Below are 16,928 nucleotides of genomic sequence, written 5' to 3' on the forward strand. Positions count from 1 at the left end.
GTCCGACCCCGGTTCCCCCCACCGGAGCCGTACGCTCCGCCGTCCCCAGGAGACATCCGCACATGAACAGGCCACCCCTGCCCCGCGGCGCGGCCTACGCCGTGCTCGCCGCGCTGGCGGCCGTGGTGATCGTGGTCTCGACCGCGATATTCCTCGGGGTCGGCGGCCCCGGGGACGACTCGGACCGGGGCCCGCGCGCGCCCCGCCGCTCCGCCGCGCCCGCCGTGACGGGCGGCTGGACCGGCTCCTGGTCCACCTCCCCCGCGGCCGCGGAACCGAACACCGCGCACGGATTCGCGGACCAGACCATCCGGAACGTGGTACACACCACGCTCGCCGGCAGCAGCGCCCGCATCCAGCTCTCCAACCTCTACGGCACCCAGCCCCTGGCCATCAGCCACGCCACCCTGGCGCTGGCCGCGGCCCCCCACAGCCCGGCCGCCGAGCCCGGCAGCATGCGGCCGATCACCTTCGGCGGGCAGCCCACGGCGATCATCCCGGCGGGTCAGGCGCTGGTCAGCGACCCGGTCCGGTTCACCGTCCCCTACGCGGCCGACCTGCTGGTGACCACGTACTCGCCCACGCCCTCGGGCCCGGCGACCTTCCACCCGCACGCCCGCCAGACGTCCTACCTCGCGGACGGCGACCAGGCCGACGCCACCGACGGCGCGCCCTTCGTCACCCGGACCACCTACTGGCGCTACCTCACCGGTGTGGACGTCTGGAACTCCGAGGCCCACGGCTCGGTCGCGGTGCTGGGCGACTCGATCACGGACGGCGTGTCCGCCACGGTGGACGCCGACCACCGCTGGACGGACTACCTCGCCGCCCGCCTGAACAGCGAGCCCGGCGCCCCGCGCTACGGCGTCCTCAACGAGGGCATCAGCGGCAACCGCGTCCTGCTCAGCGGCCAGGGGGCGTCGCCCACCGCCAATCCCAGCGCCCTGGAGCGCTTCGACCGCGACGTCCTCTCCCGCGCGGGCGTCCGCGTCGTGGTGGTGGAACTGGGCATCAACGACATCCTGCGCCAGCCCCAGCAGGCCGACCCCGGCCGGATCACGGCGGGGCTGCGGCAGCTGGTCGACCGGGCGCACCTGCGGGGCCTGCGGGTGATCGGCTCCACTCTGACGCCGTTCGGCGGGCGCACGGGCGCCGGTCCCCAGCACGAGGCCGTGCGCCAGGGGGTCAACGAGGAGATCCGCGCCGGGCGCGTCTTCGACGACGTCGTGGACTTCGACCAGGCACTGCGCGACCCGGAGCAGCCGCAGCGGCTGCTGCCGGCGTACGACTGCGGCGACCACCTGCACCCGAGCGACGCGGGCTACCGGGCCATGGCCGACACCTTGGACGTGGAGAAGCTCAAGGCGCAGCCGGCCGCGGCGCTCTGAGCGGGCGGGGGCGGCGGGAGCCGGTCGGGGAGCGGCTGCGGAAACGATCACTCCAGCGTCTTGCGCCCGTCCCCCCACCCGTCGCCGCGCTCCAGCCGCCGCTGCTCGCGGCGCTCCTCGCGCAGCCGCTTGCGCTCGGCCTTGGTGACCTTGCGGTCGACGCCGACGCCGCCCCAGAAGGCGAAGCCGGTGACGCGCACCGTGGGCGAGCCCGGAGTGCCCGTGCCGGAGGCCTTGTCGTCGAAGCCGCCCATGACGCCGATGCCGCTGACGTGCACGTCGAGGTCCGGCGGCACGGTGACCTGCATGCCGCCCATGACGGCGATGCAGCGGATGACCACCTCGCGGTCCTCGAAACGCGCCTCGCGCAGGTCGATCTCACCGCCGCCCCAGAAGCAGAAGGCCGTGAACACACGGGGCACGGTCCAGCCGCCCTTGCGCTGGAAGCCGCCGACGATGCCGACGGCGCCCCGGGAGGTCGCCGTACCGCCGATCCGGGCGGCCCAGTCGCCCGCCTCCGCCCGCTCCGGGGCGGCCGACGCGGCCGACGGCACCGGCAGGTCCCGTACGAGCGGCTCCAGGTCGGCGTGCGTACGGGCCTTGTAGGCGGCCTCCAGGCGCTCGTCGAACTCCTCCATGTCCAGCCGCCCTTCGGCGACGGCCTCGCGCAACGCCTCGGCAACACGCTCACGCTCCGCGTCGGAGGCTCGCATCTCAGGAAGTTCGCTGCTCATGGCAACCCACACTAAGGCCTGCACCGGACGGAACCCTTGGCTCCGCAGGCTACGGGTCGGCCCGGTCCGCGTACATCCTCGCGATGACCTCCTCGATGTCCGGCTCGCGCACCGAAAGGTCCACCAGCGGGTACCGCTCGGCGACGGCCGCGACGATCGGCGCGGCGCTCAGGCTCGCGGCGAAGGCCAGCCACTGGCGCGGGCCTTCGACGCGCACCGGACGCGCCCCCGGCACGTCGTCGATCGGCGGGAACTCCCGCTCCAGGTCGACGACGAGCGTCCGCTCGCTCTCCCCCACCGCGTGCAGGCCGTCCAGGCCCCCGTCGTAGACCAGCCGCCCGTGGTCGATGACCATCACCCGTTTGCACAGCTGCTCGATGTCGGTCAGGTCGTGCGTGGTGAGCAGGACGGTCATCCCCTGCTCGGCGTTCACGTCCCGCAGGAACTCCCGCACCTTCGCCTTGCTGACGACGTCCAGGCCGATCGTCGGCTCGTCCAGGTAGAGCACCTCGGGATCGTGCAGCAGGGCGGCCGCGATGTCGCCGCGCATCCGCTGGCCGAGCGAGAGCTGACGCACCGGGACGTCCAGCAGCTCGCCCAGGTCGAGCAGTTCGACGCAGCGGTCGAGGTTGGCGCGGTAACGGGCGTCGGGAATGCGGTACATGCGGCGCACCAGCCCGTAGGAGTCGCGCAGCGGCAGGTCCCACCACAGGGTCGTGCGCTGCCCGAAGACCACGCCGATGCGGCGCGCCAGCCGCGTACGCTCGCGGGAGGGGTCGATGCCCGCCACGCGCAGCCGGCCCCCGCTGGGGGTGAGGATGCCGGTGAGCATCTTGATGGTGGTCGACTTGCCGGCGCCGTTGGGGCCGATGTAGCCGACCATCTCCCCGCGCGGGACGCGGAAGCTGATGCCGTCCACCGCCCGCACCCGGTGCCGCTCGCGGCGCAGGAAACCCGCCTTGCGGCGCACGTCGAAGACCTTCTCGACGCCGTCGAGCACGATGAAGTCGTCCACGGTCGTCATCTCCCCATCAGCCCCTCAGCTCCCCGTGCTGCGATAGCCGCGCAGCCCGGCCCGCCACGCGAGCGCCGCCGGCACCCAGCACGCCAGCGCCACCAGCGGCGAGGCGAAGTCCAGCCAGCCCGGCAGCCCCAGCGGATCGTCCCGGCCCAGCACCCGCTGCGCCGGCAGCCAGTTGACGAAGGCCAGCGGCACGACGAACGTCACGCCCCGCACCAGCTCCGTGGCGAACACGGTCGGCGGGTACTGCAACAGGGTGGCCCCGCCGTAGGTGAACGCGTTCTGCACCTCCGAGGCGTCGTTCGCCCAGAACTGGAAGGCCGCGCCCGCCACGAACACCGCGCCGTAGATCGCCGCCCCGCTGACCAGCATCACGGGCACCAGCAGCAGCCGCACCGGCGTCCACGCGATGTCCAGCCGGGACAGCGACCAGACGAGCACCAGCGTGCCCTGCGTCACGCGGCCCAGTCTGCGCAGGGCGAAGCGGTCGGCGGCCACCTGCGCGAGGACCGGCACGGGCCGCACCAGCAGGGTGTCCATCGTTCCGTCGCGCACCCGGCGGCCCACCCGGTCCATGTTGCCGAGCAGGAGGTCCGCGAGGCCGAAGGAGACGCTGGTGGCGCCGTAGAGGAAGGCCACCTCGGCCAGGCTGAAGCCGCCGAGCACCTCGATGTGCGAGAACATGATGAGGATGCCGGCGAAGTCGAGCCCGGAGCCGAGGAAGTTGCCGGCCGTCATCATCACGAACGACGTCCGGTAGGCCATCGTGGAGCGCACCCACATCCCGACGATCAGACCGTAGGCCCGAACGCCGTGGTAGGCGCGGGAGTACGCGCCCGGCCCGGCGTCGTCCCGTGCGCGGACGGCCTCCCGTCCGCCCGTACGCGCCTCAGCCACCCTGCACCACCACCTTCCTGGTGGCCACCGCCTGCACCGCCCGCCCGGCGCCGAGCAGCACCACCGCCCACGCGGCCTGGAACGCCAGCGCCGCCGCCAGCCCCGCCCCGTGGTGCCGCCCCAGGAGGACGTCCGCCGGCACCTGGAGCATCGTCGCCCACGGCAGCACCCGCACGACCTCGCCCAGCGCCCCCGGGAAGACGTTCAGCGGCAGCAGGATCCCCGAGAAGAAGATGCACAGCAGCCCGCTGAGCGTGTTGACCCCGGCGCCGTCGAGCAGCCAGAAGGCGCACAGCGCCACCAGATAGCGCAGCCCGAAGCCCACCACGATGCCCAGCAGGACCGACAGCAGGAAGACCAGCCACAGCAACGGATCCGCCGGCAGCGCGAGTTCGAAGGCCAGCGCGCCCACCGCCAGCGGCACCACGCCCCGGCCGAGCAACTGGAACGCGGCCCGCCCCAGCTCGGCCGCCAGCCACCACAGTTGCAGGTCGGCGGGCCGGTAGAGGTCCACCACGATGTCCCCCGACCGGATGCGCTCCTGCAGCTCCTCCTGGAAGCCCCCGCCGAGCAGGGACGCCGCCGCCAGCAACGCCTGCGTCACCCAGACGAACGTCAGCGCCTGCGTACGGTCGTAGCCGCCCAGGTGCGGGCGCTCGGCCCACAGGGCGACGAAGGTGTAGGCGACGATGAAGCCGAAGACCGTGTTGGTGAACACGCCGGCCGCCGTCGCGACCCGGTAGGTCGCGTGGCGCCGGAAGCCGCTGACCGCCACCGCCGCGTACAGCCGCATCCCGCTCACCCCCTCACTGGTCGCGTCACGTCACCCGGCCCACCCCCTCGGCCGCCCCACCCGAGCCGCAGGAGCCTAGCCCGCGACAGCCACCGCGAACCACGGATTTTCACCCCAAGGTGTGGTCGGACTGACCCGAACGCCCCTTATGGAGCCGACAAACGTGCGCTGCGCCCTTCAGTCAGAACGCATGATGCGACAGTGTCTTGAGGGGCTCATTGCGGAGCGCGCCCCTGTCCGGAACCGCACCCCACGACACCGCTCCGCCGAGGCCGCACAACCCCGGCGGCGGCCGAGGAGTCCCAGGAGACATGAGCGACGAGCAGTCACAGCAGCGTCCCGCTGGTGCTGGCCACCCGCCGCCGGGCTGGGCACCGCGGGGCACCGGCGCCTCCGGCGCACCGGCGGGCGGACCGCCCGGTGCCCCCCGCCGGCCCCGGCGCACCGGCTGGCGCCGGCTGCTGCCCACCTGGCGCATGGTCCTCGGCGGCTTCCTGCTGATCGTCCTGCTGATCGTGGGTGGCCTGGTCGCCGGCTACATGCTGGTCGACATCCCCGCGGCCAACAAGGCGGCGGTCGCCGAGAGCAACGTCTACCTCTACTCCGACGGCACCCAGCTCGCCCGCGACGGCGAGGTGAACCGGGAGAGCGTGCCGCTGAGCAAGGTCCCCAAGGACGTCCAGCACGCCGTCCTCGCCGCCGAGGACCGCGACTTCTACTCCGAGTCCGCCGTGAACCCCGAGGCCATGCTGCGGGCCGCCTGGAACACCGCGACCGGCAAGGGCAAGCAGTCGGGTTCCACCATCACCCAGCAGTACGTCAAGAACTACTACCTGGGCCAGGAACAGACCATCAGCCGCAAGGTGAAGGAGTTCTTCATCGCGATCAAGCTGGACCGCGAGGAGAGCAAGGACGACATCCTGGAGGGCTACCTCAACACCAGCTACTTCGGCCGCAACGCCTACGGCATCCAGGCCGCAGCCCAGGCGTACTACAACAAGGACTCCGACAAGCTCGACACCGCCGAGGGCGCCTACCTGGCCACCCTCCTCAACGCCCCCAGCTCCTACGACGTCGGCGCCCACCCGGAGAACAAGCCGCGCGCCCTGGCCCGCTGGAACTACGTCCTCGACGGCATGGTCAAGAAGAAGTGGCTCGACCGCGACGCGCGCGCCGCGATGAGGTTCCCCACGCCCGGCAAGGCCAAGGCCCGTCTCGGCATGTCGGGACAGCGCGGCTACGTGGTCGAGGCCGTCAAGGACTACCTCATCAGCAACAAGATCGTCGACGACACGACGCTGGCCACCGGCGGCTACCGCATCACCACCACCATCGACCGCAAGAAACAGGACGCGTTCACCGCCGCCGTGCGCGACCAGCTGATGAGCGAGCTGAGCGACGACAACAAGGCCGACCGGTACGTACGGGCCGGCGGCGCCTCCATCGATCCCAAGACCGGCAAGGTCGTCGCCCTCTACGGCGGCATCGACTACACCAAGCAGTACGTCAACAACGCCACCCGCCGCGACTACCAAGTGGGCTCCACCTTCAAGCCGTTCGTCTTCACCTCCGCCGTCGACAACGGCTCCACCACCCAGAACGGCCAGCCCATCACGCCCAACACGGTCTACGACGGCACCAACAAACGGCAGGTGCAGGGCCCCGACGGGCCCGTGGGCTACGCCCCCGCCAACGAGGACGACTACTCCAACCCCCACATCACCGTCACCAAGGCCACCGACCTGTCGGTCAACGCCGTCTACGCCCAGATGGCCCAGGACGTCGGCCCGGCGAAGGTCAAGGACACCGCCGTGTCCCTCGGCATCCCCGCCCGGACCCCCGACCTCACCGCGACCCCCTCGATCGCCCTCGGCGTCGCCACCGCCAGCGTGCTGGACATGACGCAGGCCTACGCCACCCTCGCCAACCATGGGCGGCACGGCCCGTACACGCTCGTCGAGAAGGTCTCCAAGAGCGCCGAGGACCTCACGCTGCCGGACGGCGAGGACGTCCGGCAGGCCGTCTCGCGCGAGGCCGCCGACACCACGACCTCGATCCTGCAGAGCGTGGTCGAGAGCGGCACCGGCCGGGCCGCGCAGGCCGCGGGGCGGCCGGCGGCAGGCAAGACGGGCACGGCCGAGGAGGACAAGGCCGCCTGGTTCGCCGGCTACACCCCGGACCTCGCGACCGTCGTCGCCGTCATGGGCCAGGACTCCGAGACGGGCGACCAGAAGCCGCTGTACGGGGCCGCGGGCCGGGCCCGCATCAACGGCGGCGGCTTCCCGGCCCAGATCTGGGCGGCCTACACCGCCGACGCGCTGGAGGGCACCGAGCCGAAGGACTTCGACCTCCAGCTGCAGAGCGGCGCCGGCGTCCCGACGCTCGAACCGCCCGCGCCCACGACGCCCCCGGCGGCCAGCAGCCCCCCGCCGGCCACGTCGGTGCCGCCGCGGACACCGCCGGCACCGACGTTCCCGTCGCGGCCGCCCACGGTCCCGGTGCCGCCGCCGATCACACCGCCCGGCTTCCCCACACCACCCGGCCCGCCGACCTTCGGCCCGTTCCCGCCCAACGACAAGGAACGGCACCCGGCCGACCGGCAGCGCGACCTGCTGGGATACGACGACTACTGACCGGCGGCCACGGTGCGGGCCCGGCGGCGGTCAGTGGCCGGAGGTCGCCCTCAGGCCGACCACGGCCACCAGCAGCAGACAGATGAAGAAGATCCGCGCGGCGGTCACCGGCTCGCCCAGCACGACCATGCCGAGCACCGCCGCGCCGGCCGCGCCGATGCCGACCCACACGCCGTAGGCGGTGCCGATCGGCAGCGTCCGCGCGGCCTGCGCCAGCAGCAGCATGCTGGCCACGATGCCCGCGACCGTGCCCACGCTCGGCCACAGCCTCGTGAAGCCCTCGGTGTACTTCATGCCGACCGCCCAGCCGACCTCGAGCAGACCGGCGACGACGAGCAGGACCCATGCCATGACGGCACCTCCGGGGAGAATCGCTTCCAGGGGGTGCGTCGTCTTGTCCTGACCCGGTACGGCGCGTCTCGTCGGGTGCCTACGACGGTATCAACAGGCACGCATCAGGGCGAACAAACGCCCGAAAAAGGGGTAAAGGGCAGGTCAGAGGTACAGCCCCGTGGAGTCCTCCGACCCCTCCAGCCGCTCCGCGGCCACCGCGTGCAGATCCCGCTCGCGCATCAGCACGTACGCGACGCCCCGGACCTCCACCTCGGCGCGGTCCTCCGGGTCGTACAGCACCCGGTCCCCCGGCTCCACCGTGCGCACGCTCTGCCCGACCGCCACCACCTCGGCCCAGGCCAGCCGGCGGCCCACCGCCGCGGTCGCCGGAATGACGATGCCGCCGGTGGAACGGCGCTCGCCCTCGGGAATGTCGGTCCGGACCAACACCCGGTCGTGGAGCATCCGGATGGGGAGCTTGTCGTGGGTGGTATGCGTACTCACGCCATGACCGTACCTGGCCGGGCCCCCAAGTGAGACCACAGGGCCGCCATCCGCCCGGCATCGGGCCGGAACGGAGGCGGCACCCGCCTAGCGCTTGCGGCCGCGCGAACGCTTCACCGGCTTCGACGCCTTCGACGCCTTCGACGACCGGACGGTCAGCAGGCCGACGATCCCCACCGCCACCATCGCCGCCGGAACGATCCGCTCCAGACGCGGCTGACCGTCCTCCGTCACGAACCGGGCGCGCACCTCCGACACGACCCGGTTCGCCGCCACATACGCCCGGCCCGCCGTCTGGTCCACCTTCGAGGCGACCTTCGCCTTGGCATCACCGACGATCGTCTTCGGGTGCATCCGCACCCCGATCTCGTCGAGCACCACGGCAAGATCCTGCCGCCGGCGGGCGATGTCCGCCTCGATCTGCGCAGGGGTCCTGGCTTCCGCCACCGCGCTGCCTCCGTCTCGTCGATAAGAATGATGAAGAGTGATGACTACAGTCTGTCAGCTGGCGCGGCCCCGTGCCCCGCGGCACCCCCGTTCCGTGACCCGAGCGTCCTGACTACGCTCGGGACCGTCCAGGCCACCACGACGCCAACACGAGGAGAGTCATGAGCGAGCGACTCCAGCCCGGTGACACCGCCCCCGCCTTCACCCTGCCCGACGCGGACGGCAAGCAGGTCTCGCTCGCCGACCGCAAGGGCCGCAAGGTCATCGTCTACTTCTACCCCGCCGCCCTCACCCCCGGCTGCACCAAGCAGGCCTGCGACTTCACCGACAACCTCGCGTTCCTCGCCGGCCACGGCTACGACGTCATCGGCGTCTCCCCCGACAAGCCGGAGAAGCTCGCCAAGTTCCGCGAGCAGGAGGACCTCAAGGTCACCCTCGTCGGCGACCCCGAGAAGAAGGTCCTCACGGCCTACGGCGCCTTCGGCGAGAAGAAGCTGTACGGCAAGACCGTGACCGGCGTCATCCGCTCCACCGTCATCGTGGACGAGGACGGCAAGGTCGAGCGCGCGCTCTACAACGTGAAGGCCACCGGCCACGTCGCCAAGATCATCAAGGACCTGGGCCTCTAACCCGCACCAGCCCGGCGGCACCCCGGCCCCCGCGGCCTCACGCCCCCGCGACCCTCGCGCCGCCCCGGCACACCGGCGCGCCCTCCTCCGGCACGTCCTCGGCCTCCGGCAGGTCGAGGACGGCCCGGGCGCCACCGCCCTCCGCCGCACCGAACTCCAGCCGCGCCCCCAGCACCGCCGCCTGCCCCACCGCGATCGTCAGCCCCAGGCCATGGCCCGTGCCACGCTCCGGCGCCGCCGTACGGAACCGGCGCGGCCCCTGGTCCACCAGCCCCGGCGGAAAACCGTCACCGTGGTCCCGGACGACGATCCGGGTGCCCTCGACCGTCACCTCGATCGGCGGCCGGCCGTGCTTCGCCGCGTTGGCCAGGATGTTCACCAGGATCCGCTCCACACGACGGGCGTCCGTCGCCACGATCCGGCCCTCGCCGACCACCGCGACCGTCACGTCCTCCACCCCGCGCTGGCCCCGCGCCCGCTTGACGATCCCGCGCACCAGCGACGGCAGCTCCACCGCGTCCAACTGCGCGCTCTCCACACCCGCGTCCAGCCGCGAGACCTCCAGGAGGTCCTCGACCAGCGCCCGCAGCGTCTGCGCCCGCTCCTGCACCATCTCCACCGCACGCGGATGCGGCAGCAGCTCCGCCGACGCCACCAGGCCCGCCACCGGCGTCCGCAGCTCATGCGCCACGTCCGCCGTGAACTGCCGCTCCGCCGACACCCGCGCCGCCAACGACGTCGCCATGTGGTGCACCGACCGGCCCAGCTCGGCCACCTCGTCACGGCCGCCGCCGTTCAGCGCGTCCGCGTCCGGGGTCTCCCCCGCCGCGATCCGCCGCGCCGCCGCCGCGCTCAGCCGAAGCCGCCGCGACAGGCTCTGCGCCACGAACCACGCCACCACCGCCATCAGCGCGACCGTCGCCGCGCCCGCCACCACCAGCGCCTTGTCCAGCGCCGTCTGCAACGGGTCACGGGCGGGGTACGACGCCGACACCGACAGCACCTTGCCGTCCCCCACCGGCGTCGCCGCCCACACGCGAGGGTCGTCACCGCCACTGATGTACATGCCGGACTCGCCCTTGACCACCACCCGCGCCAGCGGCGACGGCAACGTCGCGTCGTCCAGCTGCGCGCCCAGCGCCAGCGAACCGTCCCGCTGGTACACCTGGAGCGCCGAACTCAGCAGCTCGTCCTGGTACGCCATGGCCTGGCTGTCCCGCTCCAGGCCGGAGATGTGATGCACCGCCACCCCCAGCACCACGACGGCCAGCGCGGTGACGAAGGAGATCGCGAGCGCGATCCGGCCACGAATGCCCATGCCCATCACGCGATCGAGAACACCTCCATCGACTTCCCCGTGGGCGTGGCGCCCGTGTACGTCACCTCAAGCGCCGTGAACGCCATCAGACCGTCCACGTTCTTCGGCCCGAACAGCCGCAACCGCGCCGGGAACGACTTGCCGGCCACGGCACCCGCCCCTCCCGACACCTGTACCACACCGGTGCCCGCGGCCCCGTCGCTCTCATAGGCGTCCCAGTGGATGCCGCTCGCCACCCGGCCCGCGTTCGCGCAGTCCAAGGTGATGAACGCCGGCTCCTGGACCGGCTCCCCGATCCCGCAGTCCCGCACACCGGGCCGCGTCGCCGAGGCCGACTCCTCGACCTCCACCTGCGACTCCCGCCCGTCGGCACGGGCCTTCTGCGCCGCCGCGGTCTTGGGCGCCCTGTCCACGACGCTCGCCCGGTCGGTGGCCTGCTCCAGCCACACCCCGCCGAGCACCAGCACACCCATCCCCACGAGGATCGCCGCAACAGTGCGCACACGGGCCCACCGGGCCACGACGCGGTCGGTCATCGGGCTCTCTTCCTCGCTCCGGGCGGGTCACACGTTCCACGGGCCTGTCCCGTCCCCCCTGAGTGACGGTGAAACGACGCCCCGCGTTCCCTTCGGCGGCTGTCTGCTTCCCCACCCGGACGACGCCACCGAACGGAGGTGCGGTCGTTGACGTGTGCGAGGGGTGGTGTGCGACGGGAGGATCTCCGGCTGCTCCGCCCCAACTGTCACGCCGTGACCAGCACCTGGTGCCGGGGCCGAAGGCGGACGAGGCAGACGTCGTCCTGGATCTGAACCCGTGGAGCCGCTGCCGCCCCCAGCCCGATAGCATGGCTGGCGACTGGCGGCGGTGGCGCAACTGGCTGACGCAGCAGACTTAGGATCTGTGGCCCTTGATCGGGCTTGAGGGTTCGAATCCCTTCCGCCGCACGGAAATGGCCTGCGATTCAACATATCGATTCGCAGGCCATCTCCTTATCCCAACAGCTCCCGCACCACCGGCACCAGCCCCCGGAACGCCTTCCCCCGGTGGCTGATCGCGTTCTTCTCCTCCGCCGTCAGCTCGGCGCAGGTGCGGCTGTCGCCCAGGGGCTGGAGGATCGGGTCGTAGCCGAAGCCTCCCGTGCCCGTGGGGGCGTGGCGGAGGGTGCCCTCCAGGCGGCCCTCGACGACGCGTTCCGTGCCGTCCGGGAGGGCCAGGGCCGCCGCGCAGGCGAAGTGGGCCGACCGGTGGGCGTCGTCGATGTCGGAGAGCTGGGCGAGCAGCAGGTCGAGGTTGGCCTTGTCGTCGCCGTGCTTGCCGGCCCAGCGGGCGGAGAAGATGCCGGGCGCGCCGTTCAGGACGTCGACGCAGAGGCCGGAGTCGTCGGCGACGGCGGGGTGGCCGGTCGCGCGGGCGAGGGCGTGGGCCTTGAGGAGGGCGTTCTCCGCGAAGGTGACGCCGGTCTCCTTGACGTCCGGGACGTCCGGGTAGGCCTCGGCGCCGACGAGTTCGACGTCGAGGCCGGCGGTCTGGAGGATGGCGCGGAGTTCGGTGACCTTGTTGGCGTTGCGGGTGGCGAGGATCAGGCGCTTCATAGGGGGATTATCCCGGGTGGCCCGGTCAGTCCCTCGTGCAGACCTTGCCCAGTTCGCCGGCGGCGTCCTTCAGGGGCGTGAGGTCGGGCTTGCGGTCGTCGCGGAGGGCGTCGCGGACGTTGGTGAGGGCCTGCTGGAGGTGGTCGAGGACCTTGCGGACGTCGACGTTGTCCGTCTTCTCCTTGAGCTTCTTCGTGTCGCGGTCGAGGGTGTCGAGGATCTTGTCGGCCGCGTCGGAGGTGCCGTTCGCGTCGGAGACCGTGCGCTGGAGGTCGTCGGCGTTGCCCGTGATCTCGACGCCGACGCGGGCGCAGTCGACCGCCTTCTTGGCGGCGTCGCACCCGGTGGCGAGCGGGATGACCGCTAAGGCGGCGGCGAGTGCGGTGCCGGTGACGGCGAGACGGCGGCGTGCGGGCATGGAACAGTCCCCTCCCTGGGTGACGACGGGCGCGCGGCGGGGGCCGCGCGCCTGCCCTTCGGGTGCGGACGCGTGTCCGCATGCGTAGGAACGCCGGGGAGGGGCCCCAGGGTTGCCCCTGGTTAGAGGGTTGTGGCGAGGGCCTCGCGCTGGGCGGCGTCGAGGGAGGTGCAGCCGGCGACGGCGAGGTCGAGGAGGCTGTTGAGTTCGTCGCGGGCGAAGGGCTGGGCCTCGGCGGTGCCCTGGACCTCGACGAAGCGGCCGTCGCCGGTGCAGACGACGTTCATGTCGGTTTCGGCGCGGACGTCTTCCTCGTAGCAGAGGTCGAGGAGGGGGACGCCGTCGACGATGCCGACGCTGACGGCGGAGACGGTGCCGATCAGCGGCTGGCGGCCGTGCTTGACGAGCTTCTTGCCCTGGGCCCAGGTGATGGCGTCGGCGAGGGCGACGTAGGCGCCGGTGATGGCGGCGGTGCGGGTGCCGCCGTCGGCCTGGAGGACGTCGCAGTCGAGGACGATGGTGTTCTCGCCGAGGGCCTTGTAGTCGATGACGGCGCGCAGGGAGCGGCCGATGAGGCGGGAGATCTCGTGGGTGCGGCCGCCGATCTTGCCGCGTACGGATTCGCGGTCGCCGCGGGTGTTGGTGGAGCGGGGCAGCATCGAGTACTCGGCGGTGACCCAGCCCTCGCCGGATCCCTTGCGCCAGCGGGGCACGCCCTCGGTGACGCTGGCGGTGCAGAAGACCTTGGTGTCGCCGAAGGAGATGAGGACGGATCCTTCGGCGTGCTTGCTCCAGCCGCGCTGGATGGTCACGGGGCGGAGCTGGTCGGCGGTGCGGCCGTCGATGCGAGACATGGTGATGAGCCTATCGGGACAACAGAGGAGCCCCGTTCCGGTTGACCGTTTTGGCCGGTTACCGGGACGGGGCTCCCGTGGAGCTCGGTGGTTCAGCTCACAGCATGTCTTCGATCTCGGCGGCGATCGGGTCGGCGTCGGTGCCGATGACGACCTGGATGGCAGTGCCCATCTTGACGACGCCGTGGGCGCCGGCGGCCTTGAGGGCGGCGTCGTCGACGAGGGAGGGGTCGCTGACCTCGGTGCGGAGGCGGGTGATGCAGCCCTCGATCTCTTCGATGTTGTCGATCCCGCCGAGGCCGGCGACGATCTTCTCAGCCTTGCTGGCCATGTGCACTCCTGGTTGTCTTACGCCTTTCGGCGGTGCCGCCGACCGGCTTTCACACGGTAACCCACGTTCAGACCAACTATGCGGGCGTTTGTCCACCATCTGACGAAGGATGGCGACCACCCGGCAGACGCGCTCCCGGGGGCCGGAATCCGCGCCGCAAGTGGTCTACACCAGTATGCCAGCAGCCGGGAGGACACATGAGTTCGATCGCCGCGGCGGCCCCGCGGAGGAAGAAGCGGTTGCACGGCCTGTTCCAGGGTCTGCAGAAGATGGGGCGCAGTCTTCAGCTGCCGATCGCGGTGCTGCCGGCGGCGGGCATCCTCAACCGGCTCGGTCAGCCCGATGTGTTCGGCAAGGACGGGCTGGGCTGGACGGACGTGGCCAAGGTGATGGCCGGGGCGGGCGGGGCGCTGCTCGACTCCTCGCTGGGGTTGCCGCTGCTGTTCGCGGTCGGTGTGGCGATCGGCATGGCCAAGAAGGCGGACGGCTCGACGGCGCTGGCGGCGGTGGCGGGCTTCCTCGTCTACTACGCGGTGCTGCACCAGTTCCCGGAGCCGTGCCCGCCGGGGTCCACCCACACCGCGCTGGGCCTGCTGGCCGGGGTGTGCGTCACCCCGGCCGGGGCGCCGGCGGCGGCCGCGTACCAGAACCCGGGGGTGTTCGGCGGCATCGTGATGGGCCTGCTGGCCGCCTGGTTCTGGCAGCGCTTCCACCGCGTGAAGCTGGTGGACTGGCTGGGCTTCTTCAACGGCCGCCGTCTGGTGCCGATCATCATGGCGTTCGTGGGGATCGTCTTCGCGGCGCTGTGCCTGTGGATCTGGCCGCCGGTGGGCGACGCGCTCACGAGCTTCTCCAAGTGGCTGGTGGACCTCAGCGCCACGGGCGCCGGGATCTTCGGGGTGGCGAACCGCGCGCTGCTGGTGGTGGGCCTGCACCAGTTCCTCAACGTCTTCGTGTGGTTCCAGTTCGGCTCGTACACCAAGCCGGACGGCACGGTGGTGCACGGCGACATCAACCGCTTCCTGGCCGGGGACCCGACGGCGGGGCAGTTCACCTCGGGTTTCTTCCCGATCATGATGTTCGCGCTGCCGGCGGCGGCGCTGGCGATCGCGCACTGCGCCCGGCCCGCGCGCCGCAAGGCGGTCGGCGGGATGATGCTGTCGGTGGGCCTGACGTCGCTGGTCACGGGCATCACCGAGCCGATCGAGTACTCGTTCCTCTTCATCGCGCCCCTGCTGTACGTGGTGCACGCGCTGCTGACGGGCGTCTCGATGGCGGTCACCTGGGGGCTGGGGGTGCACGACGGGTTCAGCTTCTCGGCCGGGCTGATCGACTACGTCATCAACTGGGGCCTGGCGACGAAACCGTGGTTGATCATCCCGATCGGGCTGTGTTTCGCGGTCGTCTATTACGCGGTCTTCCGGTTCGCGATCACGGTCTTCGACCTGCCGACTCCGGGGCGCGAACCGGAAGAGCTGGCGGAGGAGACCGAGAAGGAGAACGTGAAGTAGTTCGGCCCGCCGCCGGGTGGGTAGAGGTGGGCTGGATGAACGTCCCGTGAGGGCGGTGTGACGCAGAGGCGACGCGTCGCACCGCCTTCGCGTGTGTGGCCCAGGCCACTCGGAACGACGGATTCCTTTATGCCCGACTCACGTGCTACAACAGGTCTAAACCAGTCACTGGTGTAGACCATAATGCGGGCCGTCCCCCTTTCCCCGAGCGCCCGCCTCACCTGGAGGAATCCGATGAGTACGGCAGCGAAGGCGGCGAAGGCGGCGCCTGAAAAGCCCGAAAAGGCGAAAAAGGAGAGCCCCGCGAAGAAGTGGGGCGCCGGCCTGCTGCAGGGCATGCAGAAGATCGGCCGCAGCCTTCAGCTGCCGGTCGCTGTGCTGCCCGCCGCGGCCATCCTGCTCCGTCTCGGCCAGGACGACGTCTTCGGCAAGGACGGCCTGGAGTGGGGCAAGGTCGCCACCGTCTTCGCCACCGCCGGTGACGCCGTCTTCGCCAACCTGCCGCTGCTGTTCTGCATCGGCGTCGCGATCGGCTACGCGAAGAAGGCGGACGGCTCGACCGCCCTCGCCGCCCTGGTCGGCTTCCTCGTCTACAAGAACGTGCTCACCGCGTTCCCGGCGGACGGCACGATCACCGAGGCCCTGCCCAAGGGCAAGCCGCAGGACCCGGGCGTCCTCGGCGGCATCCTGGTCGGCCTGGTCAGCGCCATCGTCTGGCAGCGCTACCACCGCACCAAGCTCGTCGACTGGCTGGGCTTCTTCAACGGCCGCCGTCTCGTGCCGATCCTGATGGCCTTCATCGGCGTGCTGTTCGGTGTCTTCTTCGGTCTCGCCTGGCAGCCCATCGGTGACGCCCTCACCGACTTCAGCGACTGGCTCACCGGCCTGGGCTCCGCCGGTGCCGGCATCTACGGCGTGTTCAACCGCGGTCTGATCCCGGTCGGCATGCACCAGTTCCTGAACACCTTCTTCCAGCAGCAGGTCGGCAGCTTCTCCGACTCGGCCGGCCAGGTCTGGCACGGCGAGATCCCGCGCTTCTTCCACGGCGACCCCGACGCCGGCCAGTTCATGTCCGGCTTCTTCCCGGTCATGATGTTCGGCCTCCCGGCCGCCGCGATCGCCATCGCGCACTCCGCCCGCCCCGAGCGCCGCAAGGCCGTCCTGGGCATGATGATCTCGCTCGCCCTGACCTCCTTCGTCACCGGCGTCACCGAGCCGATCGAGTTCACCTTCCTCTTCATCGCCCCGCTGCTGTACGTGGTGCACGCGCTGCTCACCGGTCTGTCCATGGCGGTCACCTGGAGCCTGGGCGTCCACGACGGCTTCGGCTTCTCGGCCGGCCTCATCGACTACCTGCTCAACTGGAGCAAGGCCACCAACCCGCTGCTGATCATCCCGATCGGCCTCGCCTTCGCGGCGGTCTACTACGTGGTGTTCCGCTTCGCGATCACCAAGTTCAACCTCCCCACCCCGGGCCGTGAGCCCGAGGAGGAGCTCGAGGACGTCACCAAGGCCTGACGGCCGG

18 protein-coding genes, 1 tRNA gene and 1 riboswitch are annotated in these 16,928 nt (G+C 71.4%); of the genes, 6 read left to right on the forward strand and 13 right to left on the reverse strand.

The features are described from left to right. Positions 1-62 precede the first annotated feature (62 nt). Entirely contained in the window at positions 63-1,388 is a 1,326-nt protein-coding gene (locus CYQ11_RS11030) for an SGNH/GDSL hydrolase family protein (protein ID WP_099200369.1), read from the forward strand. A 47-nt stretch (positions 1,389-1,435) separates the two neighbouring features. On the opposite strand, the gene CYQ11_RS11035 is transcribed toward CYQ11_RS11030, so the two are convergent. The 4 genes from CYQ11_RS11035 to CYQ11_RS11050 form a co-directional block, all read right to left on the reverse strand. Further along, the gene (locus CYQ11_RS11035; RefSeq protein ID WP_181143634.1) at positions 1,436-2,101 is read right to left on the reverse strand and encodes a DUF1707 SHOCT-like domain-containing protein; all 666 of its coding nucleotides are present in this window, start codon (positions 2,099-2,101) and stop codon (positions 1,436-1,438) included. Between the two features lie 70 nt (positions 2,102-2,171). Beyond that, on the reverse strand, positions 2,172-3,146 hold the full coding sequence (locus tag CYQ11_RS11040; RefSeq protein WP_099200368.1) for an ABC transporter ATP-binding protein: 975 nt from the start codon (positions 3,144-3,146) through the stop codon (positions 2,172-2,174). 15 nt (positions 3,147-3,161) lie between these two features. Further along, positions 3,162-3,926, reverse strand: coding sequence for an ABC transporter permease (locus tag CYQ11_RS11045; protein WP_099200843.1), 765 nt, complete (start codon positions 3,924-3,926; stop codon positions 3,162-3,164). A gap of 106 nt (positions 3,927-4,032) precedes the next feature. Beyond that, entirely contained in the window at positions 4,033-4,833 is an 801-nt protein-coding gene (locus CYQ11_RS11050; protein WP_099200367.1) for an ABC transporter permease, read from the reverse strand. A 311-nt stretch (positions 4,834-5,144) separates the two neighbouring features. Here CYQ11_RS11050 and CYQ11_RS11055 point away from each other — a divergent pair, with 311 nt between their 5' ends. Next, positions 5,145-7,466 (forward strand): transglycosylase domain-containing protein, encoded by a 2,322-nt coding sequence (locus tag CYQ11_RS11055; RefSeq protein WP_099200366.1) that lies wholly within the window; start codon positions 5,145-5,147, stop codon positions 7,464-7,466. A gap of 30 nt (positions 7,467-7,496) precedes the next feature. On the opposite strand, the gene CYQ11_RS11060 is transcribed toward CYQ11_RS11055, so the two are convergent. The 3 genes from CYQ11_RS11060 to CYQ11_RS11070 all read right to left on the reverse strand — a co-directional run bounded on the left by CYQ11_RS11060 (position 7,497) and on the right by CYQ11_RS11070 (position 8,750). Beyond that, complete coding sequence (locus tag CYQ11_RS11060) at positions 7,497-7,817, reverse strand: DMT family transporter (protein WP_099200365.1); 321 nt, start codon at positions 7,815-7,817, stop codon at positions 7,497-7,499. A gap of 32 nt (positions 7,818-7,849) precedes the next feature. After that, positions 7,850-7,921: riboswitch (guanidine-III (ykkC-III) riboswitch) on the reverse strand. A 40-nt stretch (positions 7,922-7,961) separates the two neighbouring features. Beyond that, the gene (locus tag CYQ11_RS11065; protein WP_048831771.1) at positions 7,962-8,264 is read right to left on the reverse strand and encodes a GroES family chaperonin; all 303 of its coding nucleotides are present in this window, start codon (positions 8,262-8,264) and stop codon (positions 7,962-7,964) included. A 126-nt stretch (positions 8,265-8,390) separates the two neighbouring features. Beyond that, the gene (locus CYQ11_RS11070) at positions 8,391-8,750 is read right to left on the reverse strand and encodes a DUF3618 domain-containing protein (protein ID WP_099200364.1); all 360 of its coding nucleotides are present in this window, start codon (positions 8,748-8,750) and stop codon (positions 8,391-8,393) included. Positions 8,751-8,911: 161 nt separating this feature from the next. Between CYQ11_RS11070 and bcp the strand changes: the two genes are divergently transcribed. Beyond that, positions 8,912-9,379, forward strand: a complete 468-nt coding sequence (gene bcp / locus CYQ11_RS11075) for a thioredoxin-dependent thiol peroxidase (protein WP_099200363.1) — start codon at positions 8,912-8,914, stop codon at positions 9,377-9,379. Positions 9,380-9,416: 37 nt separating this feature from the next. On the opposite strand, the gene CYQ11_RS11080 is transcribed toward bcp, so the two are convergent. Both CYQ11_RS11080 and CYQ11_RS11085 read right to left on the reverse strand, forming a co-directional pair. After that, positions 9,417-10,697, reverse strand: coding sequence for a sensor histidine kinase (locus CYQ11_RS11080; protein WP_099200842.1), 1,281 nt, complete (start codon positions 10,695-10,697; stop codon positions 9,417-9,419). Positions 10,698-10,702: 5 nt separating this feature from the next. Next, entirely contained in the window at positions 10,703-11,233 is a 531-nt protein-coding gene (locus CYQ11_RS11085) for a hypothetical protein (protein WP_099200362.1), read from the reverse strand. 322 nt (positions 11,234-11,555) lie between these two features. Between CYQ11_RS11085 and CYQ11_RS11095 the strand changes: the two genes are divergently transcribed. Next, positions 11,556-11,641: transfer RNA gene (locus tag CYQ11_RS11095), tRNA-Leu, on the forward strand. 45 nt (positions 11,642-11,686) lie between these two features. Here CYQ11_RS11095 and rdgB read toward each other — a convergent pair. The 4 genes from rdgB to CYQ11_RS11115 all read right to left on the reverse strand — a co-directional run bounded on the left by rdgB (position 11,687) and on the right by CYQ11_RS11115 (position 13,991). After that, complete coding sequence (gene rdgB, locus CYQ11_RS11100) at positions 11,687-12,289, reverse strand: RdgB/HAM1 family non-canonical purine NTP pyrophosphatase (protein WP_099200361.1); 603 nt, start codon at positions 12,287-12,289, stop codon at positions 11,687-11,689. Between the two features lie 25 nt (positions 12,290-12,314). Further along, positions 12,315-12,707, reverse strand: coding sequence for a hypothetical protein (locus tag CYQ11_RS11105; protein WP_099200360.1), 393 nt, complete (start codon positions 12,705-12,707; stop codon positions 12,315-12,317). A 122-nt stretch (positions 12,708-12,829) separates the two neighbouring features. Beyond that, entirely contained in the window at positions 12,830-13,561 is a 732-nt protein-coding gene (gene rph, locus CYQ11_RS11110; protein ID WP_099200359.1) for a ribonuclease PH, read from the reverse strand. A 97-nt stretch (positions 13,562-13,658) separates the two neighbouring features. Further along, positions 13,659-13,991, reverse strand: coding sequence for a PTS sugar transporter subunit IIB (locus CYQ11_RS11115; protein ID WP_275666413.1), 333 nt, complete (start codon positions 13,989-13,991; stop codon positions 13,659-13,661). Positions 13,992-14,089: 98 nt separating this feature from the next. Here CYQ11_RS11115 and CYQ11_RS11120 point away from each other — a divergent pair, with 98 nt between their 5' ends. Together CYQ11_RS11120 and CYQ11_RS11125 are read left to right on the forward strand one after the other, a co-directional pair. After that, on the forward strand, positions 14,090-15,403 hold the full coding sequence (locus CYQ11_RS11120) for a PTS transporter subunit EIIC (RefSeq protein WP_099200357.1): 1,314 nt from the start codon (positions 14,090-14,092) through the stop codon (positions 15,401-15,403). Positions 15,404-15,739: 336 nt separating this feature from the next. Further along, on the forward strand, positions 15,740-16,921 hold the full coding sequence (locus tag CYQ11_RS11125; protein ID WP_240003535.1) for a PTS transporter subunit EIIC: 1,182 nt from the start codon (positions 15,740-15,742) through the stop codon (positions 16,919-16,921). The last annotated feature ends 7 nt before the right edge of the window (positions 16,922-16,928 follow it).

This window comes from Streptomyces cinnamoneus (assembly GCF_002939475.1).
GTDB classification, from domain to species: Bacteria; Actinomycetota; Actinomycetes; order Streptomycetales; family Streptomycetaceae; genus Streptomyces; species Streptomyces cinnamoneus_A.